This is a genomic window from Photobacterium sagamiensis, assembly GCF_050337085.1.
Lineage (GTDB): Bacteria > Pseudomonadota > Gammaproteobacteria > Enterobacterales > Vibrionaceae > Photobacterium > Photobacterium sagamiensis.
Genome location: NZ_JAKJSP010000014.1, coordinates 107,277 through 129,011 on the forward strand (window position 1 = coordinate 107,277; position 21,735 = coordinate 129,011).

General features: G+C 46.4%; 17 protein-coding genes. 7 read left to right on the forward strand and 10 right to left on the reverse strand.

What is annotated here, in order from left to right; translation table 11 throughout:
• Positions 1 to 4 precede the first annotated feature (4 nt).
• Both cobO and L4D76_RS05120 read left to right on the forward strand, forming a co-directional pair.
• Positions 5 to 610: a cob(I)yrinic acid a,c-diamide adenosyltransferase gene (cobO, locus tag L4D76_RS05115; protein ID WP_428439859.1), complete on the forward strand. Its 606-nt coding sequence runs from the start codon at positions 5 to 7 to the stop codon at positions 608 to 610.
• A 47-nt stretch (positions 611 to 657) separates the two neighbouring features.
• Positions 658 to 1,092 carry a phosphate-starvation-inducible protein PsiE gene (locus L4D76_RS05120; RefSeq protein ID WP_428439860.1) on the forward strand — a complete coding sequence of 145 codons (435 nt, stop codon included), beginning with the start codon at positions 658 to 660 and terminating at the stop codon, positions 1,090 to 1,092.
• Positions 1,093 to 1,149: 57 nt separating this feature from the next.
• Here the strand turns inward: L4D76_RS05120 and L4D76_RS05125 are convergent, their stop codons facing one another.
• Positions 1,150 to 2,190, reverse strand: coding sequence for a metal-dependent hydrolase (locus L4D76_RS05125; protein ID WP_428439861.1), 1,041 nt, complete (start codon positions 2,188 to 2,190; stop codon positions 1,150 to 1,152).
• 212 nt (positions 2,191 to 2,402) lie between these two features.
• Between L4D76_RS05125 and L4D76_RS05130 the strand changes: the two genes are divergently transcribed.
• Positions 2,403 to 2,855, forward strand: a complete 453-nt coding sequence (locus tag L4D76_RS05130) for a CBS domain-containing protein (RefSeq protein ID WP_428439862.1) — start codon at positions 2,403 to 2,405, stop codon at positions 2,853 to 2,855.
• A gap of 89 nt (positions 2,856 to 2,944) precedes the next feature.
• Here the strand turns inward: L4D76_RS05130 and L4D76_RS05135 are convergent, their stop codons facing one another.
• The 4 genes from L4D76_RS05135 to apbC all read right to left on the reverse strand — a co-directional run bounded on the left by L4D76_RS05135 (position 2,945) and on the right by apbC (position 7,302).
• Positions 2,945 to 5,107: an AsmA family protein gene (locus tag L4D76_RS05135; RefSeq protein ID WP_428439863.1), complete on the reverse strand. Its 2,163-nt coding sequence runs from the start codon at positions 5,105 to 5,107 to the stop codon at positions 2,945 to 2,947.
• A gap of 44 nt (positions 5,108 to 5,151) precedes the next feature.
• On the reverse strand, positions 5,152 to 5,346 hold the full coding sequence (locus L4D76_RS05140; protein ID WP_428439864.1) for a hypothetical protein: 195 nt from the start codon (positions 5,344 to 5,346) through the stop codon (positions 5,152 to 5,154).
• Between the two features lie 76 nt (positions 5,347 to 5,422).
• Positions 5,423 to 6,067, reverse strand: coding sequence for a uridine kinase (udk, locus tag L4D76_RS05145; RefSeq protein ID WP_428439865.1), 645 nt, complete (start codon positions 6,065 to 6,067; stop codon positions 5,423 to 5,425).
• Between the two features lie 143 nt (positions 6,068 to 6,210).
• Positions 6,211 to 7,302, reverse strand: coding sequence for an iron-sulfur cluster carrier protein ApbC (gene apbC, locus L4D76_RS05150; protein WP_428439866.1), 1,092 nt, complete (start codon positions 7,300 to 7,302; stop codon positions 6,211 to 6,213).
• Between the two features lie 169 nt (positions 7,303 to 7,471).
• On the opposite strand from apbC, the gene metG reads away from it, so the two are divergent.
• The 3 genes from metG (at position 7,472) to L4D76_RS05165 (ending at position 12,494) form a co-directional block, all read left to right on the forward strand.
• A complete protein-coding gene (gene metG, locus L4D76_RS05155) occupies positions 7,472 to 9,517 on the forward strand; it encodes a methionine--tRNA ligase (RefSeq protein WP_428439867.1) in 2,046 nt (681 codons plus the stop codon).
• Between the two features lie 545 nt (positions 9,518 to 10,062).
• Positions 10,063 to 11,376 (forward strand): dicarboxylate/amino acid:cation symporter, encoded by a 1,314-nt coding sequence (locus L4D76_RS05160; protein ID WP_428439868.1) that lies wholly within the window; start codon positions 10,063 to 10,065, stop codon positions 11,374 to 11,376.
• A gap of 251 nt (positions 11,377 to 11,627) precedes the next feature.
• Entirely contained in the window at positions 11,628 to 12,494 is an 867-nt protein-coding gene (locus L4D76_RS05165; protein ID WP_428439869.1) for a hypothetical protein, read from the forward strand.
• A 134-nt stretch (positions 12,495 to 12,628) separates the two neighbouring features.
• Here the strand turns inward: L4D76_RS05165 and serS are convergent, their stop codons facing one another.
• From serS to lrp, 5 genes are all read right to left on the reverse strand, one after another.
• Positions 12,629 to 13,921, reverse strand: a complete 1,293-nt coding sequence (serS, locus tag L4D76_RS05170; protein ID WP_428439870.1) for a serine--tRNA ligase — start codon at positions 13,919 to 13,921, stop codon at positions 12,629 to 12,631.
• 126 nt (positions 13,922 to 14,047) lie between these two features.
• A complete protein-coding gene (locus L4D76_RS05175; RefSeq protein ID WP_428439871.1) occupies positions 14,048 to 15,388 on the reverse strand; it encodes a replication-associated recombination protein A in 1,341 nt (446 codons plus the stop codon).
• Between the two features lie 163 nt (positions 15,389 to 15,551).
• A complete protein-coding gene (lolA, locus tag L4D76_RS05180) occupies positions 15,552 to 16,166 on the reverse strand; it encodes an outer membrane lipoprotein periplasmic chaperone LolA (RefSeq protein ID WP_489686026.1) in 615 nt (204 codons plus the stop codon).
• A 34-nt stretch (positions 16,167 to 16,200) separates the two neighbouring features.
• On the reverse strand, positions 16,201 to 19,332 hold the full coding sequence (locus L4D76_RS05185; protein WP_428439873.1) for a DNA translocase FtsK 4TM domain-containing protein: 3,132 nt from the start codon (positions 19,330 to 19,332) through the stop codon (positions 16,201 to 16,203).
• Positions 19,333 to 19,920: 588 nt separating this feature from the next.
• A complete protein-coding gene (lrp, locus tag L4D76_RS05190) occupies positions 19,921 to 20,415 on the reverse strand; it encodes a leucine-responsive transcriptional regulator Lrp (RefSeq protein WP_005368765.1) in 495 nt (164 codons plus the stop codon).
• 156 nt (positions 20,416 to 20,571) lie between these two features.
• Here lrp and ald point away from each other — a divergent pair, with 156 nt between their 5' ends.
• On the forward strand, positions 20,572 to 21,693 hold the full coding sequence (gene ald, locus L4D76_RS05195) for an alanine dehydrogenase (protein ID WP_428439874.1): 1,122 nt from the start codon (positions 20,572 to 20,574) through the stop codon (positions 21,691 to 21,693).
• Positions 21,694 to 21,735: the final 42 nt, after the last annotated feature.

A 21,735-nucleotide genomic window follows, 5' to 3' on the forward strand; every position in this document is an offset into this window, starting at 1 on the left:
TCCCATGGTTGACGAAACCAGTAAAGACGAACGCTATAAAGCACGCCAACAGAAAGTAAAAGATCAAGTGGATGCGCGTGTTGAAGCGGCTCAGAAAGAAAAAGGGATTTTTCTGATCGTCACAGGTAATGGCAAAGGGAAATCGACCTCCGGTTTTGGCACCATCGCCCGCGCTGTTGGCCATGGCCTTAAGTGTGGTGTTGGCCAGTTCATAAAAGGAACCTGGGATTGCGGTGAACGTAAATTGCTGGAACAGCACGACGTTGACTTCGCGGTAATGGCAACCGGTTTCACCTGGGATACACAAAGCAAAGAAGCCGATACAGCCGCAGCACAAACTACTTGGGCCGAATGTAAAAAGATGCTGGCAGACGACAGCTATGATGTCGTACTGCTTGATGAGATGACATACATGGTCACGTATGGCTATGTTGAGCTGGATGAAGTCATTGAAGCGATCAGTAACCGGCCGCCGATGCAGTCTGTCATTATCACAGGCCGTGCAGCGCACCGTTCGCTAATGGATATGGCAGATACCGTCTCTGAAGTCAGAAGCATTAAACATGCTTTTGAAAGCGGGATTAAAGCCCGTAAAGGTGTTGACTGGTAAGTCATTAAAACATTTTACGGCGGTTCAGCGTTATGCCCGGAGAGTATATGCCATCACATTTACCTAAAGCCTTCAGCTCTCGGTTTCTGAAGATTTTTCATGTTCTTGAAGCTATTTTATTAGTCGCCATCACTCTGGCAACCCTGTTTGCCATGATAAATGAATTCATTCATGTGCTCGTAAACCGCGATATTCAGCTGACAGATATCTTGCTGATGTTTATTTATCTGGAAGTGTTAGCCATGGTGCAGCAATTCGTTGCCAACGGGAAAATCCCCGTTCGCTATCCTATCTATATCGCAATAATGGCAATAGCACGATATATCACGCTAGGTATGAAAGAGTTAGACGGTATTTTTGTTGTCTGGCTGGCATTGGCCGCTTTTATTCTTGCAGCCGCCACACTGATGATCCGTATCGGCCACCATTACTGGCCTTATGAGATAGTAACCGATCCTAATAAAAATCAGCCTGAAGACTAATTAAGCGAAATGAGTGCCGATGCACAAACAAAAAAGGGAGCTGAACGCTCCCTTTTCCTACGAATGAGTATTGGTTTTTTCCGGGCACTCTTTTACATGGCATAAATTTGCATCAATGTCCTGATTTCCCAACAGCCTCAACCATAAAGCAGGTAAATGTTTTGGCCTGACGCGGGTCTCTTGCCGTTTTTCAGGCAACTGTGTCTGCCATTGTTGATCTGCACCTTGTGTGGCAAATGCAAAACTGAACGGAAGGTAATCGACGATCCCTAAGCGCAGATCAGTTGCCGTCAGCGTGTTATCGATTTGACGATACTTCACAAAGTGCTGGGTAAAATCTTCCAGCATCACAAGATAATCAGGTTTATCCGCTAACGGCCACTGTCCACGTTCCTTGGGTATAAAATCAATTGCCTTGTTATCGTCCAGCAATGAGGTCAACCCTTCCCAATAAGTGTCACCATCCAGCACAACAACTCGCCATAACACGGTATTAAAAGGGGTCGGAGCAATAAATACCGGCTTATCTTCCAATGGCGTGTCTTTGACGTCTGCGGCAATACGGGACTCAACCAAATTGAGAGCAACCACTGACCAAACCAGATAAAACGTGGAAATTGTCAGGCTGATCCCACATAACCTTGCCATTTTTTCTCGCCACAGCAAACTGGCTAAAAGCATCACCAGTAATGGCACAGTATAAAGCGGATCGATGATGAAGATACTCGATACAGCCACACTGACATCCAGCGGCCAGAACAACTGGGTTCCATACGATGTGAACGCATCCAGTAAAGGATGGGTCAGCAGACACGCCGTGACAAGCAGCCATAATCGGGAAAACGGCAATACCGTAGGCATACAACGCTGCCAGCCCCATGCAAGCAAGCTGGCAAATGGTAACAGAACCAACAGAGAATGACTGAAACCCCGGTGTTTCACCATGTCAGAGACAGGATCACCATAACCAATGAATACATCCAGATCGGGCAAAGTTCCGAGAGCAGCCCCCGCCAGCAACACTTTGGGTGAACATTGCTTTCCTGCTACCACTGCTGCAACAGTGGCGCCTAACGCAGCCTGAGTTACCGAATCCACATCATCTCCTTAATACCAATTTGTATAGTGCCAATCGGCACAATTATCCCAATTGGTAAAACATTCATGAGCTTTCCTAAGCTCTGATGCACATCATAGCGACAAAAAAGTAAAGAGAAAGTAAAAATGCGTAACGAGTCGCAGTTCACACGGTTTGATTTAGTTAGCGTAAGAAAGGCAACATCCATTCACTTTCACCAAAGGAAGATGCGATGCCAACAAAAGTCTCGGAATACATGACCCGCAAAGTAATTACTATTTATCCTGAAGCTGGCCTGCGTGAAGCCTTCTTTCTGATGCGCGATAAAGGCATTCGCCATCTGCCGGTCATCAGTGCTGACGGTGAACTGAGAGGTATTATCAGTGACAGAGAGTTGCGTCGACCGGGCTGGGTGGATGAGTCGCCTGATATTGGCCATGACTATGCGCTGACCAATGATTTGCATGTTGGTGACGTGATGATTAAAGACGTGGTTCATGTCCGGACTTACGATACCTTAACCAAAGCAGTGGGCACGATACTTAACCACAACATTGGGGCGGCACCGGTATTAGATAAAACCGGACAGTTGGTCGGCATGTTATCTGCCGTGGATCTGTTATCAGCATTCCAGGACACATTGGAGTCACAAAAATCCAAAAAGAAGAAAAAATCGGCAGCCTAACCTAGTCCATCCTAAATTCATCAGCTAAAAGAAAGGCTTGCCATTTTGTGGCAAGCCTTTTAGTTTTGTCGTTAGGTTAAAGAAACTGATTAGTTAAACAAGCCTTTCAACAGTTTATCTGCGGCATTTTTAATCTTGTCATCCTTGGCTTTATCGCCAAGCAGCTTCTCCAGACCTCGTTCCACTTCTTTTTGGGCTTTCTCTTCTAACTCATTGTTCTGTTTGAGCAGCTCTTTCAGATTTAGCGAAAAGGTCGGCTGCTTCCAATCACCTTCAACATCAATTGGAACGGTTAGATCCGCAACCTCATCAATCTCTTTGCCACCCTGCCCTTTGCTGGTCGCTACCACAGAAGTGTTAATGGTAAAGTCAATAGCTTCACTCACCAGATTGGTATTGCCCTTGCCATCAATACGAAGCAACGGTGATGCAAGATGCATGTTATTGGTTGAAGCTACGCCTTTGCCTAATTTAAAAGTGGCTTCTAACGCAGAGAAGTCTGTCTTCTTATCTTCTTTAACGTATTCAGCCTTTTGACCTTTAAGTGTTGCTCTGGCTTCCCGTATCATTTGCGGAATATTGACTCCGTGAATAGCACCATCGGCAAAGTTAATATCTACCGTACCTGCCATATTCTGACGTATCCGTTTTTCAGCAAGCCCAGTGCCCGATAACTTAACATCGATATTCCCCGTACCTGCCAGGGTATCGTTTTGTGCAATATCGATCAGCATTGGCTGAACCTGCACCCCTTTGATGTGTTTGGTTACCTGATACTTGGGGAGTTTGCCATTGGCATCAATCGTCGCTTGCGCATTCACTGAGCCACCATACAAATTGGCGTCAAAGCGGTTCAGCTTAAGAACCCCTTTTTTCACTTTCACATCAAGCTGTACGTTAGAGACTCTGGCGTTAGCAGCTTTCAGTTTGCCAATGTTCACCGTGCCCGCCAGATCCAACGTTTTCAGAGCCGACAGATCCGGCTCGGTATCCGATACCGGGGCCGCTTCATTCGATTGCGAACCAGGCTGAGGCGATGAAACCTGCTTGTCATCCTCTGCAGAAGGCTTATCTGAAGACGCTTGCTTCAGGCCAAGGAAAGCATCAAGGTCGATGTTGTCACTGTTTACCGCAAATCGTATAGCCGGAATATCAGCGTTCTGGAATGACCCCTTGCCCTTCAACGCAATTTCATCAATAGCCGTTTCAAAACGACTCAGCGTTGCCAGACCTTTGGCCACATCATAATTGGCATCTGCATCGAGCTTTACGGTCATCTCCGGACGAGGAAGCGTATTACCTTTCAGCTTGGCCGCTAACGTTAATTGTTCCAGCTCGGCAGCATTAAAATCTTTACTGAGTTTAAGGCGCGTCTGACCATTGGCATCAAAACCAAGATCTGGCACCTGCCCTTTGGTGTTGTAGGTAATCGTGGACCACTCACCCACTTTAAATCTATCGACGTCTAACTCAAATACCTCAATATCATTAACAAGATCCTTCGCGGTTGCAGATAACGTCAATGCTTTCAGCTCACCATCTTTAAAACCCGGCAGAATAAGCAGCCCTGTTTCACCTTTGGCCGTAAAGCTCAGCTCGCCATTTTTACCGATGACATCAAAATTTGCATTGGTCCATTCACCCGGGGAAAAATGAGCCAGACTGAAGTTCAAACGACTGACTTCCGTTAAGGTGCCCGCTTTATCGTCACGAATTATTGCGCTGGCATTAACCAGCTCCACACCTGCTAAACTGATTGACCATGGCTGACTGGTCTCTTGGCTCTCTGGTACAGCCACCTCAGGTTCGGTTTCTTCAACAGCAGATGGTGGTATGGCAGACTTACCGACTTCACCTTGCTGCTCGCCCAGACCATCTAAGTTACTCACACCATCAGCACGAGTTTGGACAAAGACACGCGCATCGTAAAGGCTGACATTGCCAATTTCTAAATGCTGCGAGAATAATGGCATAACCGAAACGGATAATTCCGCATTCCCCAGTTTCACCAAGTTCGGCTCGGCAAAACCGTCAGGATTTCTAAATTCTGTTTCCCCCAGGTTAAAGCCAATACTCGGGAAGAATCGCCAGCTAATGTCACCAGCAATAACCAAATCTCGACCCGTCGCCTTTCTAACTTGTTCGCTTAGCAGGGGCTTGAACTGGTTAGGATCCACCAGCGCTAATAAAGCACCAATACCCACGACAACGATGAGTACTATGGCCAGTAAAATATAAAGTAGCTTTTTCATTGTGTCCTCTATGTGATCCGTTTTTCCTGATTCGATGAGGTAAATCATATCAAGCTGATTAATTGGTCTGTTTGGCTATCTAGCCAATTTCCGCTTATGACAGCGTTAGCAATCGTTAGTTTCCCAAAACAGTCGCTGTCCATAATACGTGCGTAAAGCAAAAATGCTTTTACATCAAATACAAATAGATTAAAGCAAAAAAAAGGGCAGCCGTTAAGGCTGCCCATTAAAATAGTCATTTTATCCGCTTTTATTCACGCTTATTTAAAAAGCAGATATAAAAAAGGCTGACAACGTCAGCCTTAGTGATCAATCTTATGATTTAAGAAGCTTGCCAATATGCGCCTTCAATACGTCGATCGCGATACGGTTTTTACCGCCTCGTGGAACGATGATGTCAGCATATTGTTTCGATGGCTCAATAAATTGCATAAACATCGGACGTACCGTCTTCTGATACTGCACCAGTACAGATTCCATTGTACGGCCGCGTTCAGCAACATCGCGCTGCAGGCGACGTAGCAAACAAATATCTAATGGCGTATCCATGAATATACTTGCGTGCATAATTTCACGTAAACGCGGATCGGTCAGCAACAGAATACCTTCCAGAATAATCACCTTCTTCGGTGTCATTGCGGTAGTCTCATCCGTGCGAGTATGTTCGCTGTAGCTGTACTGAGGCACTTCTACGGCTTTACCTTCGATCAGCTGTTGCAGATGATCACATAGAAGGTCGTGATCAAGGGCATTCGGGTGATCGTAATTTGTTTTAACCCGCTCATCCATGGTCAGGTGGCTTTGATCGTTGTAGTAACAATCTTCCGTGATTACACCGATCTGATGATCGCCTACTTTTTCTTTTAGTTCTTTATAAACAGTACTGGCAATCAGACTTTTACCGGACGCAGAAGCGCCTGCGATACCGATAATTACGCATTGGTGTGAGTTTTCAGACATATCAAAGAGCACCTGTATGACAACGTGGCAAGGTGAAAAATTAAACCGCCTGATTATAGGGATTCGCAGCGTCAGATACCAGCAGAAATGCGACACCTGACACATTAGATTGGAAATCCTTCACAGATTTCTCACACAAAGCGTTACATTGTACGAATAGTAATCTGCTCTGCTACCACCTCACCCTGCCAGAATAATCGACTGGCAACAGCCCCGGCCAGATCAATATATGCAGCAGCTTGCTCTGAATCAGGAGAGGCTGCAACGGTTGGCTTCCCTTGGTCAATGTCTTCACGAATTTTGATATGCAACGGCAGTTGGGCCAATAGCGGTACCGAATATTCCTTCGCCATTCGCTCTGCACCACCCGTTCCAAAAATAGGCTCATGATGACCGCAGTTGCTGCAGATGTGGTAACTCATGTTTTCCACAATCCCAACGACGGGCACCTCTACTTTATTAAACATACTGATGCCTTTAATCGCATCTGCCAACGCTAAATCTTGCGGCGTCGTAATAACAATCGCACCTGTCACGGGGATCTGCTGAGCCAGCGTCAACTGAATATCTCCGGTACCCGGTGGCATATCAATCACCAAATAGTCCAGATCGGGCCACCAGGTTTCAGTCAGAATTTGGGTCAGTGCTTTTGAAGCCATCGGGCCACGCCAGATCGTCGCACTTTCAGCCGGAACCAGATAACCGACAGAGTTAGTAAATAAACCGCATGATTCAATAGGCATCATCATCTTGCCGTCAGGCGATTGCGGTTTTTGATCTACCGTTCCCAACATCATTGGAACAGAAGGGCCGTAAATATCGGCATCGAGCAGCCCGACTTTTGCACCTTGCTGTTTCAAACCGAGCGCCAGATTAACTGCAGTGGTCGATTTACCGACCCCACCCTTGGCAGAACTCACAACGATAATGTTCTTAACCCCTTTCAGCGGTGCTTTATCACCGCTCGATAGCGGAGCGACATGACATTGCACAGTGAAAGCCATATTGGCAGCAACATGATGTAATTGTTGCTGGGTAATAATCCAGTGTTCTAGCAGCTCAGCCATCGTTGAGGCGGCAAAAGGTAAGCTAATCGTGACCATTCCCTGGGCCGAAACCGATACCACATTCGGCGTTTCAGCCCATGCGTGATGCAACCAGGGGTGCTCAAAATGGTTCAGCCACAGACAGATATCCGCAACATTTTCAAATCGGATCATTGAGTCGTTACCCATAATGTATAGCGCTCCGTTATTATTATTCCGTGTTTATCGTATCACCAAACCTTAAATATCGCTGCTATTGAGGTCGAATATCGCCTTATGATGCTAGGCAATAGCGTGCCCTTCAGGTAATATTTGTGGCTTAAAATCATTTTACCCATCATGAGCGAAATAAGTAATTATGGCTGCAAATCCAAGAAAAATTCTGGTGACCTGCGCCCTGCCGTACGCTAACGGTTCTATCCACTTAGGTCACATGCTTGAGCATGTACAAGCGGATATTTGGGTGCGCTATCAGCGCCTTCGCGGCAACGAAGTTCATTTCATCTGTGCTGACGATGCACACGGTACTCCAATCATGCTTAAGGCCCAGCAGATGGGTATGGATCCTGAGCAGATGATTGCGGAAGTGAGCAAAGAACACCAAGCGGACTTTGCTGGCTTTGATATTAGCTTTGATAACTACCACAGCACACATTCAGATGAAAACCGTGAGCTGGCATCATTTGTATATACTCAGCTTAAAGAAAATGGCTTTATTACTAGCCGCACTATTTCTCAGCTGTTCGATCCTGAGAAAGAAATGTTTCTGCCAGACCGTTTCGTAAAAGGCACTTGCCCGAAATGTAAAGCTGAAGACCAATACGGCGATAACTGTGACAACTGTGGTGAAACTTACAGCCCGACCGATCTGATCGATCCTAAGTCTGCCGTTTCTGGCGCGACGCCGATCATGAAAGATTCGGAACATTTCTTCTTCGACCTGCCCCAATTCGAAGAAATGCTTAAGGCATGGACCAAGTCAGGCGCACTTCAAACCGAAACCTCAAACAAAATGCAAGAGTGGTTTGAATCTGGTCTGAAACAGTGGGATATCTCCCGTGATGCACCTTACTTCGGTTTCGAAATTCCAGGTGAAACCGGCAAATACTTCTATGTATGGCTAGATGCACCGATCGGCTATATGGGCTCGTTCAAAAACCTATGTGACAAGCGCGATGACCTGAACTTTGATGAGTTCTGGAACAAAGACAGTTCTACCGAGCTTTACCACTTCATCGGTAAAGACATCGTTTACTTCCACAGCCTGTTCTGGCCAGCAATGCTTGATGGTGCGGGTTTCCGTAAACCAAACAATGTCTTTGTTCATGGTTATGTAACAGTAAACGGCGCAAAAATGTCGAAGTCTAAAGGTACCTTTATTAAAGCGGGTACTTACCTTCAACATCTGGATCCGGAATGTCTGCGTTACTACTACGCGGCGAAGCTAAATAGCCGTATTGATGATCTGGATCTTAACCTTGACGATTTCACCCAGCGCGTAAACAGCGATGTGGTCAACAAGATTGTTAACCTTGCATCTCGTAATGCCGGCTTCATAGCAAAGCGTTTTGAAGGTAAACTATCTGATAACTTCGCCGAGCCAGAACTGTATGCTGAGTTTGCTAATGCTGCAGATCGTATCGCTGAGCTTTACGAAACCCGTGAATACAGCCGCGCTATTCGTGAGATCACTGCACTTGCTGATAAAGCAAACCAGTACATCGATGAAAAAGCACCTTGGGTTGTTGCGAAACAAGAAGGTCAAGATCAAGAGCTACAAGAAATCTGCTCTGTCGGTATTAACCTGTTCCGCGTTCTTATGGCTTACCTGAAACCGGTTATGCCTCTGCTGGCAGAGCGTACTGAAGCATTCCTGAATGAGACGTTAACTTGGGAAGGCATTGCTCAGCCACTCACTAATCACGAAGTGACTAAGTTCAAGGCACTATTCAACCGTATCGATCCTAAGCATGTAGAAGCCATGCTTGAAGCATCTAAAGAAGATGCGGCGGCAGAGAAGGCAGCAAAAGAAGCGGCGGAAAAACCAACCGGTCCTCTTATTGATGAGCCTATTGAAGCCGAAATCGAGTTCGATGACTTCGCAAAAGTTGATATGCGTATCGCGAAAATCGTTTCTTGTGAAGCAGTACCTAAAGCAAACAAACTACTGAAATTCCAATTGGATATCGGTGGTGAAATGCGTCAGGTCTTCTCCGGTATCAAATCAGCCTACACGCCAGAAGAGTTAGTGGGTAAGCACACTGTCATGGTGGCGAACCTTAAACCTCGTAAAATGAAGTTTGGTATGTCTGAAGGCATGATCCTGGCTGCCGGCCCGGGTGGTAAAGATCTATGGATCCTTGAGCCACACGAAGGCGCCCAGCCTGGTATGCGTGTAATGTAACCATTATCACCGCTAATCGAAAAAGGAGCTCAGGCTCCTTTTTTATTGCTTAAAATCTCAATAATACCAACCAGATCTTTTACCTCTCCTGCATTCAGCATAAATATTCACATCAGTGTATATATGCATCACCCACCACATTACAACGGTTCTACCTGAAACCCGGCTGACAGGTAAAACAATTAACCAAATCATTACGTCATCTACTAAAAAACACTCAGTGAAATAGATGGTTGCCATTTGTAATTGTTAACAAAAATTTTGGCCGACACGATAACATGGCTTTTTCTTCTGAATTCCGCGAGCAACATCTTAAAATATCAAGGCAACAACATCATATTTGGTTAATAATTAAACTCCAGGTTAAAGCTTGGTTAAAATTCATGTTTTCAGAATGCTATTCTGACGCTAAAAGTGTGATCTCAAACATATCTTTGCATTTTGAACAGTATTTTACTTCGCTTTAACACCCAAACTACTGCTAACCTGCTCCGCTCTCTGATGAATGATTTACAGAGTGAATAATTATAAGGAGTGTTCTATTCATGAATACACAGAAGAAAAAAATGTCCCTTACCGGCCGTGTCATTCTCGGTATGGTTCTGGGCATATTGACAGGATTTGTCATTCGTTCCCTTTTTGCGGAAACCTCTTTTGTCTATGAATACATTGTGAATGGCCTGTTCGACGTTGGTGGTAAAATCTTTATTGCAAGCTTGAAAATGCTTGTTGTGCCACTCGTCTTTGTTTCTCTGGTGTGTGGTACCAGTTCACTAAGTGACATCAAGACCCTGGGTCGCCTTGGTGGCAAGACACTAGCTTTTTACCTGGTAACAACCGCGCTTGCTATCACACTTGCTCTTACCATGGGTACGATTTTCCAGCCAGGTGCAGGTGCTGACTTAACAGCAGCAACCAGTTTTGCTTCGAAAGAAGCCCCGTCGCTAGGTGATGTCATTATTGGCATGTTCCCAACAAATCCAATCAACTCGATGGCTCAGGGTAATACGCTTCAGATCATCGTGTTTGCTATTCTGTTCGGTGTGGCTATCAGTGCCGCGGGCAAGCCGGGTGAACGTATCGCCGCCATGTTCAGTGACTTAAATGAAGTGATCATGAAGCTGGTTGCGCTATTAATGAACATCGCCCCATACGGCGTCTTCTTCCTGATGGCAAAATTGTTCACCAGCTTAGGTCTGGATGCAATTTTCAACCTGTTCGGCTACTTCCTGGTACTGACAGCAACACTACTGATCCATGGTCTGGTTACATATACGTCAATGCTGAAGATCTTCACAGGTCTTAGTCCTAAGGTATTCTTGAAGAAAATGGAAGACGCCATTATGTTTGCGTTCTCTACCGCCTCTTCAAATGCGACGATTCCAATCACCATGGAGACAGCAACCAAGCGCTTAGGTGTTAGTAACAAAATTGCTTCATTCACCGTACCACTAGGTGCAACCATCAACATGGATGGTACCGCCATCATGCAGGGTGTTGCGACCGTCTTTATTGCTCAGGCCTTTAACATTGACCTGACCATGAGTGATTACCTGGCTGTGATTATGACGGCAACGCTGGCATCTATTGGTACTGCGGGTGTTCCGGGTGTTGGTCTGATCATGCTTGCAATGGTACTGAACCAAGTTGGTCTGCCAGTTGAAGGGATTGCACTGATTATGGGTGTAGACCGACTGCTGGATATGATCCGTACCGCGGTGAATATCACTGGTGACAGCGTTGTAACCTGTATTGTTGCTAAATCTGAAAATGAAATGGATATCAAACGCTTCAACGATCCGGCTGCGGGCGAGAAAGACGAAGAATTTCATCTTCATCCCGATACGCAAAACAGCTAATTACTGACTCAACCAGACAGCAATTACTCTGTTTAAAAAAGGCTCTTCGGAGCCTTTTTTATTCCTTCAGATCCAACAGTCCATCTGCACCAATCTGGACAAATACTCACCAAAATAGTACAGCCCCTAATCCCCCTTCCATATTACACTCCTAAACATTTGTTTTAAGACCAAATAGTTAAGTCTGCTGTTCTCATTTCTTCGGCACATATCTTGCTGTATAGAAATGCATACATGTGTCAGGAGGAATTATGTGGATAATATTACTACTTACGATATGTTTTATCGCTATCGGTTTCATCGCCTGGCAGTCAAATCAAAGGAATAACCTATTACAGGCTCGTTTTGATCAGGTGATTGGATTACGCCAGCTAATCTACTTATTACGCTTTCACCGCCGGCAATCTCATCAATGCCTGTTGAATATCAACTCGTCCGAGCTGAAAGAACTTAATGAAGCCAAAGCAATTAAGGCTCTGATGCGTACCTTAGTTAGCCAGGCAGAGCAAACACATAAACCCATGCACCGAATTTTGCGCCAGCGTATTAACAGCCTGCTAAATGAGTGGTTTCACTACTCTGTACGACGCAATCAAGCCGTTCATGGCAAGGCTATTCGTCATGTGCTGTATCTGATTGATGATCTTATTAGCCAAAGTTTACTGGCTGCCGGCAAAGAACAACTGTTCAACCAATATCAGGCGGTTTGGCCCATCACGCTCAATGCAATCGACAGCCTAAGCCGCTTTCGTCACACCATCGAAAACTACAATGTTGATAATTCCGGCGCAAAACGAGAACTCAAACTCCATATTCAGATAATTCAACGCCGGTTGGGGCAATTATCATTACTCATGCACCAGACTCCCCCAGTCTTTATGCTTGAAGAATTGCAGGCAGATTTTGATAAGATCAATCTGAATGCGCCATATGTGATGGTTACAAAACAATCGCTCTATCAGTTGTCCTTAAGAATTTCAGATACCATTTTTATTCTGTTTGATCTAATGCTGGGGGATATTGCCAATGATATTTCAGTCCGTTTTCCAGCGATTCATCTCAATGAATCGAAGATTGTTCCGCTAGAGATTAAGTCAGACAAGCGACCTGCGGCATAAGAGTAAAGCAGCTAGATCGTGGTGGCGATAAATTAAATAATGAACAAAGAAAAACCCAGCCAAAGCTGGGTTTTAACAAGGTTGTACTCTGTCAGCTGTTAACAGCGGTAATGATCACACTGTGATCAGAATAGTTAGCCGATGTGAGTCTGCTCACCCATGTACTTACGCAGTACCTGAGGGATCTCGATGCGGCCGTCTGCTTCTTGGTTATTCTCAAGAATCGCCACCATCGTACGGCCAACAGCAAGACCAGAACCGTTTAGTGTGTGAGCAAGCTCAGGCTTCTTCTCGCCCTTACGACGGAAGCGTGCTCGCATACGGCGTGCCTGGAAATCCCACATGTTAGAGCATGAAGAGATTTCACGATAAGTTTCTTGTGCAGGAACCCAAACTTCCAGATCGTAAGTTTTGCATGCGCCAAAGCCCATGTCGCCCGTACATAGAATCACTTTACGGTATGGTAGTTCTAACAACTGAAGCACTTTCTCAGCGTGACCTGTTAGCTCTTCTAGTGCAGCCATTGAATCTTCAGGCTTGGTGATTTGTACAAGTTCAACTTTGTCGAACTGGTGCATACGGATCAGACCACGAGTATCACGGCCGTATGAACCCGCTTCAGAACGGAAACACGGTGTGTGCGCTGTCATTTTCAGAGGAAGATCAGCTTCGTCTGTAATGGTATCGCGTACCATGTTAGTCAGCGGGACTTCAGACGTTGGGATCAGAGACATACCTACGCCTTCTTCAGTAGCAGGCTGGGTGTGGAACAGGTCTTCACCAAACTTAGGCAACTGACCAGTACCAAATAAGCTGTCTTTGTTCACCAGGTACGGTACATACATTTCTGTGTAGCCGTGCTCTTCAGTGTGAAGATCTAGCATGAACTGTGCAATCGCACGGTGCAGACGGGCAAATTGGCCTTTCATTACGATAAAGCGTGAACCGGAGATCTTAACCGCACTTGCGAAATCAAGACCATCCGCCATTTCACCTAAATCAACGTGATCTTTTACGTCGAAGTCGTAAGTTTTTGGCTCACCCCAGCGAGAGATTTCAACGTTCTCGTCTTCATCTTTACCTGCTGGTACAGAATCGTCCGGCAGGTTAGGCACAGATAATGTAACGTCTTGAAGTTCAACTTGAAGTTCAGCAAGGGCTTTTTTCGCGTCATCCAGCTCGCCACCAAGATTGGCGACTTCAGCAAGGATTATTTCAGCAGCGTCATGATCACCTTTAGCTTTAGCTTGACCAATCGACTTCGATCGCGAGTTACGCAGAGCCTGCAGCTCTTCTGTTTTTACCTGAAGGGACTTACGTTTCTCTTCAAGGTTGCGTAATTTTTCAACATCGAGGTTAAAACCACGACGCGCGAGTTTTTCAGCTGTTTGATCCAGCTCAGTTCGAAGTAATTTAGAATCTAGCATGCTAATCCTGTGCTCTTAAATATTCTGAAATGCATGTTATTCAGACAATTCATGTCAAAATAATCTTAGTTTTCGATACGCCAGCAAATCTGACGTCAGTTGTTCAACGATACCCAAAAAGCCTTATTATTGGTAGCGCTTTAATGGGCTTTTAGCATCTAAAGAAGCAAGATAATCCAACTTTTCTGCAATTTTGGTCTCTAAGCCTCGATTTGTCGGCTGATAGTAACGTGTCTCTTTCATTTCCGGTGGAAAATAGTTCTCACCGGCAGCGTAGGCGCCGGGCTCGTCATGGGCATAACGATACTCAGCCCCGTAGCCTAATTCTTTCATTAATTTTGTTGGTGCATTACGTAAATGAGGCGGCACTTCATAATCAGGATGATTACGGGCATCTTCTTTCGCATTCGCAAAGGCTACGTAGACCGCATTGCTTTTCGGTGCACATGCCAGATATACGATTGCCTGAGCAATCGCCCGCTCACCTTCATAAGCACCCACCCGGGTAAAGCAATCCCAGGCAGAAACCGCAATCTGCATACCGCGTGGATCCGCATTACCGACATCTTCCGAAGCAATCGCCAGTAAACGACGAGCGACGTACAGCGGATCACAGCCCGCTTGCAGCATACGGGCATACCAATACAGCGCCGCATCAGGGTTCGAGCCCCGAATCGATTTATGGACAGCAGAAATCATGTCGTACCACAGATCGCCTTTGTTATCGAAACGGCCAATCTTCTCTCCGGCCACTTCGGCCAGCAAAGGTAAGGTGATCTGCTTGATACCGCCGTTGTCTTCCTGTGCCATATCGATGAGCTGTTCTAGATAGTTCAGCGCCATACGGGCATCACCACAAACCAGCTCCGCCAGGCGTTCTGTAACGTCATCAACAAAGTTGATATTGGTATCGGTGATGCCGCGGATCTTATCGGACAACGCCTGCTCGATGACCGCCAGAATTTCTTCCGTTTCCAGCGATTTCAATTTATAGACCCGGGCACGTGACAACAATGCGTTGTTTAACTCAAACGAAGGGTTTTCCGTGGTCGCACCGATAAACGTCACCGTACCATCTTCGATGTGCGGCAAAAATGCATCTTGCTGGCTTTTGTTGAAGCGATGCACCTCGTCGACAAATAAGATAGTACGACGACCGGCCATCTTATTATCTCTGGCTTTATCAATCGCAGCACGAATGTCTTTGATTCCAGAGGTGACGGCAGAGACTCGCTCGACCTCGGCATTGGCATAATTTGCCGCAACTTCTGCTAACGTCGTTTTACCTGTACCAGGCGGCCCCCAGAGGATCATCGAGTGCAGATGACCCGCCTCAAGCGCACGACGCAGCGGTTTACCTTCACCCAGAATGTGTTGCTGGCCAATATACTCTTCTACTGTACGAGGACGCATACGTGCCGCAAGCGGGCGAAAATCAGAAGAAAAGTCGAGGCTAAAGTTACTCAAAATAACCACTCTCTTTAATACAGAAAAAGGCGGTACTCAGTACCACCTATTTAAAATCGTTGCGCTAGATTCTAGGGTCTAGTTTCTAGATACTCGGTACTCGATACTCGATACTCGGTACTCGGTACTCGATACTCGATACTCGGTCCTAGAATACGCACACCTAATTACGCTGATCGTCCAGCTCTACGCCTTTTGGTGGCGTAAAGGTAAACAGACTGCTTTCAGGCATCTGCTTACTGAACTGACGGAAAGTGAAATGGCTACGCTGCCCGTCTTGTTCAACAACGGAGAAATTACGCACTTCACCGCTTTTTGCGACAGTGACAACAAACTTGCCCATCGAGGATGTGCTGTCTTTAGGTGTCAGGGTGAACGTGTCTGACGTTTGCGCCACGTTATAATGCGCCCAGTCGCTGTCACTATTGCGAGTCAGCAACACAAATGGCGTCTGCTCTGTGGCATCTTTCAGCCACATTGCCGTGACCTGCTCGATAAACGGGCTGTAGTACCACAGCGTTTTGCCATCTGAGATCAATATGTTTTCATCCGGTGTGACGGTATTCCAGCGGAACAGATCTGGACGTTTAATTGCAACATCGCCCTGACCTTCCACCAGCACGTCACCTTCGGGGCTCAGCACTTGCTGATCAAACTGAGCACTGAACGCATTCACTAAATTTAATCGATCGCTTAGCTCTTGCTGCGGATCTGCCCAGGCCGCGGAAGAAACAATTACGGGTGCTGCAATCAGCAAGCTCATTACTATTTTTTTAATCATTATCAACAACCTATATTATCAATCATTCTGGTTAATCCCTTGGTGGCGGAGGCGGAGCCAACACTTCACGGTTACCATTATGCCCTGGAGGGCTCACAATTCCGTGTGCTTCCAATTGCTCCACAATACGCGCCGCGCGGTTATAACCAATTTTAAATTTACGTTGTACGCCTGAGACTGAGCCCCGGCGTGTTTCAGCTACAAAAGCGGCAACCTCATCAAATAACTGATCTCGATCGTCATCTCCTGATTTAGATTCACCAGGTAATAAGCTGTCTGAACCTTGTTCTGCATTTAAGATACTGCCGATATATTGTGGCCGTCCACGGGCTTTCCAGTCATTGACAACATTATGCACATCATCATCTGACGCAAAGGCACCATGAACACGTATGGTATGGCTCTGACCTGGTGGTAAATACAGCATATCACCCATACCCAGTAGCGATTCGGCCCCGCCCTGATCAAGGATGGTTCGGGAATCGGTTTTGGTCGATACCGTAAATGCCATACGGGTTGGGATATTGGCTTTAATCAAGCCGGTGATCACATCCACCGATGGACGCTGAGTCGCCAGTATGAGGTGAATACCGGCTGCCCGCGCTTTCTGGGCCAGCCGAGCGATCAATTCTTCCACTTTCTTACCAACAACCATCATTAAGTCGGCAAATTCGTCGACGATAACAACAATGCTTGGCATTTTCTCTAGCAACGGGGGATGTTCATCCATACTATCGCCAGGTTTCCACAACGGATCATAGATCGGATGACCTGCCTCAGTGGCTTCCAGTAATTTCGCATTATAACCGGCGAGGTTACGCACCCCGACTGTTGACATTATTTTATAACGGCGTTCCATCTCACCCACGCACCAGCGAAGTGCATTACCAGCATCTTTCATGTCGGTGACCACTTCCGTCAACAGGTGCGGGATCCCTTCATAGATCGAGAGTTCCAGCATTTTCGGGTCGATCATGATGAAACGACAATCTTCCGGCTTACATTTATACAGTAAGCTAAGGATCATGACGTTGACACCCACCGACTTACCCGAGCCGGTTGTACCGGCCACCAGCAAGTGTGGCATTTTGCTCAAATCCGCCACCACCGCCTCACCGGCTATATCGTTACCTAATACGATAGGCAGCGCGCCTTTCATATTCTGGAAGCGCTCACTGTCGACCACTTCCGACATATACACGGTCTCACGACTATGGTTTGGCAGCTCCAGACCGATATAAGGTTTGCCCGGTATGACCTCGACAACACGTACCGCCGTTGCCGATAAGGCACGGGCTAAATCTTTTGCCAAACCGGAAATTCGACTGACTTTGACACCCGGCGCAAGATCCAATTCATAACGGGTAATGACCGGACCGGGACACACCGCGACAACCCGTGCTTTTATCTTATAATCCGCTAGCTTCGATTCAACTAGCCGTGCCGTTTGCATCAGCTCTTCTTCTGATGTCGGCTCAGCGTTTTGCTTTGGCGGTGCCAGTAAATCAATCGTCGGCATTGGTGATGTCGGTACAGGTAAATCAGGATCTTTTTGCATTAAAAACGGATTATCGAGACCTGCGGCATGGGCTTGATCTTTTTGAGCGTCTCGGATCTTTTGCAAAAAGATCTCTTCATCTGACATCGGCTCTTCATTGGCTTGCTGAGCGCGTTCTAATTCAGACATGCCGTCATGGACACCTATCTCGATACTGGTGTGTGGTTCGATACCACGCTCAACATCAGCTTGCTCAGCTTCGGTAACTTGCATGGAGTCCATCGATTGTTGATTGGCCTCTACCGTAGGAAGGGTTTGCTCCGCGACAGGCTCATTTTGCGGTAATACGATGCTTGCTTGTACGTCAGCACCATCTTGTTGTAGTGAGTCCTGAAGTGCGACTTGGGCATGCCCCATAGGCTTATCGGTAGGTGGTAGGTCATTAACGAGCGACAAGTCACCTAAAACCGGCTCTTGAGGCTCCTGTAACGAATGCTCTGCCATTTTTGCTAATGACTCGGATTCAGGCTCACCTTCTGACAACGCGCGACTTGGAGCTGTCAGCGGTTCTTGTTCTTCGACATAAACCGTAAAGTCTTCGTCTTTTTCTAATTCACGTTCCAACTCAGCAATGGTTAACCCCTTTGCCTGCACTGTTGAGGTTATCTCAACCGGTGCTGGCGATAGCTCTTCTGCAGACAGAACCGGACGTTGTTGTAGCGACGCCGTGCCGGCAAAGTGCTCACCGGCCACGGCAGCAGTCGCGGTCTCAACCGCGAGTGCTTCGTCCCTGGAAGCTTGGCTACGGCCAGGCATTACAATTCTCGGAGCCGCCGATTCGGTTTCCCATGGCTGGCGCGCAGGTAATTGTTCATCATTTGCAAACGGCTGCCCTGCGCCCGATTTCTGACTGTAAGAGGCTAATAACACATCATCTGCGTCGGGCTGTGGTTGCATCGTCTGCTGTGCAAATTGCAGCTGCCGGGCATATGGGGTTTGCTGCTCATCAGGGATATCGGCCGCGAACGGGGTCAGGGTTTCTGATTTATCAGAGCGGAGCTTGTTCATCAACCAAGACAGACTGCCTAATGTATTGTCACCCAATGTATCGACGATGGATAACCAGGAAATACCGGTAAATAACGTAAAGCCGACGGCCCAGACAAACATCATCACCAAGGTTGTGCCGAGTATGTTGAGCAGGGGTAAGGTCATATTCGAAACAACATCACCAATCACCCCGCCGGACGAGAAATACCAGATATCATCAAAGTTCAAATCGGCTAAACCACAGCTGGTCAGAAACAGCAAGAGCAAGCCAAGCAGACGCGCTCCGTAGATCATATAATCGATCGACTTCGGCTCTTTCCGATGGCTGAATAATACCCATGCGGCCAACACAATGGCTGCCGGTAACAGGTAAGCCAGAGAGCCGAAAGCAAAGAAAAAAGTATCCGCGACGAGTGCCCCCATGGCCCCCGCTTTATTTTGTACGGGGCCTTCCCACGCGGTTTGAGACCATGACGGGTCGGCAGGATCAAAGCTTACCAATGCCACCATGATAAAAATGGCGGCCAGAATGCCGATAATTAGAAAGCTCTCAAGAATGCGCTGTCCGCCAGAAAGACGCGCTTTGGGCTGCTGTTTGCCTTTAACCTTCCTCAAAAAAAACTCCGGTGTATCTATTTTAATAACCAAAAAACGGCGTCATAACCAATCTAGAAAACGGGCTATCTCAGCACCAGCCACCAACACTTGTTGGTTGATCCTTTGATTAATTTATTATTGACTGCATTGAGTACTGTTTATATATCCAGAAAAATGCGTTTCTATTTGCCCTATCTTATACCAGTTCACATCATTTGTGATGTTATCAGTGTAAGAAACAAAAACTGGAAGCAAGACACTGAAACTCAGTATTGTAGACGTTTATGCTTTGATAAAATTCATCATTTTGTCAATCTACGGTGACAATCGCTCAATATATCGACACTCATGGAATTCTTTCTATGAGTGAAACCTTTAGATGGCGACTGATTTTTGCGTAAAAGATAAACAGAAGAGAAATATAGCGTTGTAAGAATAAAAAATAACGTCGGTGTCGAGGTGAGATCAGGCGGCACAGAAACAGAAGTGGTTAATACCTGTTGGTATAACATCCAGATACAAATCGAGCGGCATACGCCGCTCGATCCACTCGCCTCACTCAGCCACCAGCAACTGAATCACTATCAGAGATAGGTCACACTGTAATTAGCGAGTTTTAATAACCAAGTTATTGCTTTGCTTGACTTCTTCCATTACCACGTAAGTACGGGTGTCGTTAACACCAGGTAGACGAAGTAGTGTTTCGCCTAGCAGTTTACGATAAGCCGACATATCAGATACACGTGTTTTTAACAGGTAATCGAAATCACCGGATACAAGATGGCATTCCTGAATATCTTCCAGCTCCTGAACCGATTTGTTGAATTGCTCAAACACGTCAGGTGCACCACGGTTTAGCGTGATTTCAACAAAAACAAGTAGCGATGCATCTAGAAACTGAGGATTTAGCAGCGCAGTATAGCCGCTGATGTAACCTTGACGCTCTAGTCGACGCACACGCTCAAGACAGGGTGTTGGAGAAAGCCCAACACGCTTAGACAGTTCAACATTCGAGATGCGACCATCTTTTTGCAGCTCATTCAAAATGTTACGGTCAATACGATCCAATTCCTTGGATGGTTTCTTTTTGGTATCTACCATTTTTTATTCCACCTTCTTACTTCCTTGCAAAAAAATATACTACAACTTTCTAATATTTAGAATCAAATACTCTGATAGTCAAACTATACTGCCATTAGATCCGCATTAACAACCTTGCCAATAGCAAAAACACTATGATGCCAAGGGGGAAGCAGGATGATCATTGGTGTACCCAAAGAAATCAAAGATAACGAATATCGCGTTGGTTTGATCCCTGCGAGCGTTCGTGAGCTTGTCTTACTCAACCACCAAGTTCTCGTCGAAACCAAAGCCGGGTCTGGTATTGGCCTCACCGATGCTGACTATCAAGCTGCCGGTGCTTTCATTATTTCTAGCGCCAAAGAAGTTTTTACCAGATCAGAGATGATTGTCAAAGTAAAAGAGCCTCAGGCAGTAGAAAGAATTATGCTCCACGAAGGGCAGATTTTATTCACCTATCTCCATCTTGCACCAGATCTTCCACAAACAAAAGACTTGATAAAGAGTAAAGCTGTCTGTATTGCTTATGAAACGGTAACAGATAATAAGGGTACATTACCACTTTTAGCGCCAATGTCTGAAGTCGCAGGACGAATGTCTGTTCAGGCTGGAGCCCAGACACTGGAAAATTCGCGGGGCGGACGCGGACTCTTATTAAGTGGTGTTCCGGGCGTCGAACCTGCAAAGGTCGTTATCTTAGGTGGTGGCGTCGTTGGCTCGAATGCAGCTCGTATCGCTTTAGGTATGCGCGCTGACGTAACAATTCTCGACCGGAACATAGATACACTACGGGCGTTGGATGCTGAATTTCAAGGCAGGGCAAAAGTTATCTATTCCACCAGAGAAGCCATCGATAATCTGGTTGTCGATGCCGATTTGATTATCGGGGCGGTACTGATCCCCGGCGCAGCAGCCCCCAAACTGATCACTGCAGAACATGTCAAGAAAATGAAGCAGGGCTCTGCGCTGGTTGATGTTGCTATCGATCAGGGAGGCTGCTTTGAGACCTCTCATCCGACGACACATACCGATCCGACCTATATTGTTGATGAAGTCGTGCATTATTGTGTTGCCAATATGCCAGGCGCCGTTGCCCGTACGTCAGCGTTTGCTTTAAACAATGCCACCCTGCCCTATGTGATCAACCTGGCAAACAAGGGATATAAGAAAGCACTGTTAGAGGATGAAGGCTTCTTAAGTGGTATGAACATCATGTACGGTAAAGTGACTTGCAAAGAAGTGGCTGATGCCTTCGATCTCCACTACACCGATCCCACCGTTGCCCTCAGTATGCATTGATCGACTGCTCATAAAACTGAGACTGTAATAATGTAGAGCAAA

Coding starts and splice junctions, on each gene's coding strand:
- ald (WP_428439874.1), top strand. CDS start 20,572: ATGATCATTGGTGTACCCAAAGAAATCAAAGATAACGAATATCGCGTT.
- cobO (WP_428439859.1), top strand. CDS start 5: ATGGTTGACGAAACCAGTAAAGACGAACGCTATAAAGCACGCCAACAG.
- L4D76_RS05165 (WP_428439869.1), top strand. CDS start 11,628: ATGTGGATAATATTACTACTTACGATATGTTTTATCGCTATCGGTTTC.
- L4D76_RS05140 (WP_428439864.1), bottom strand. CDS start 5,346: ATGACTATTTTAATGGGCAGCCTTAACGGCTGCCCTTTTTTTTGCTTT.
- metG (WP_428439867.1), top strand. CDS start 7,472: ATGGCTGCAAATCCAAGAAAAATTCTGGTGACCTGCGCCCTGCCGTAC.
- serS (WP_428439870.1), bottom strand. CDS start 13,921: ATGCTAGATTCTAAATTACTTCGAACTGAGCTGGATCAAACAGCTGAA.
- L4D76_RS05130 (WP_428439862.1), top strand. CDS start 2,403: ATGCCAACAAAAGTCTCGGAATACATGACCCGCAAAGTAATTACTATT.
- lrp (WP_005368765.1), bottom strand. CDS start 20,415: ATGGTAGATACCAAAAAGAAACCATCCAAGGAATTGGATCGTATTGAC.
- L4D76_RS05160 (WP_428439868.1), top strand. CDS start 10,063: ATGAATACACAGAAGAAAAAAATGTCCCTTACCGGCCGTGTCATTCTC.
- L4D76_RS05120 (WP_428439860.1), top strand. CDS start 658: ATGCCATCACATTTACCTAAAGCCTTCAGCTCTCGGTTTCTGAAGATT.
- udk (WP_428439865.1), bottom strand. CDS start 6,067: ATGTCTGAAAACTCACACCAATGCGTAATTATCGGTATCGCAGGCGCT.
- L4D76_RS05135 (WP_428439863.1), bottom strand. CDS start 5,107: ATGAAAAAGCTACTTTATATTTTACTGGCCATAGTACTCATCGTTGTC.
- apbC (WP_428439866.1), bottom strand. CDS start 7,302: ATGGGTAACGACTCAATGATCCGATTTGAAAATGTTGCGGATATCTGT.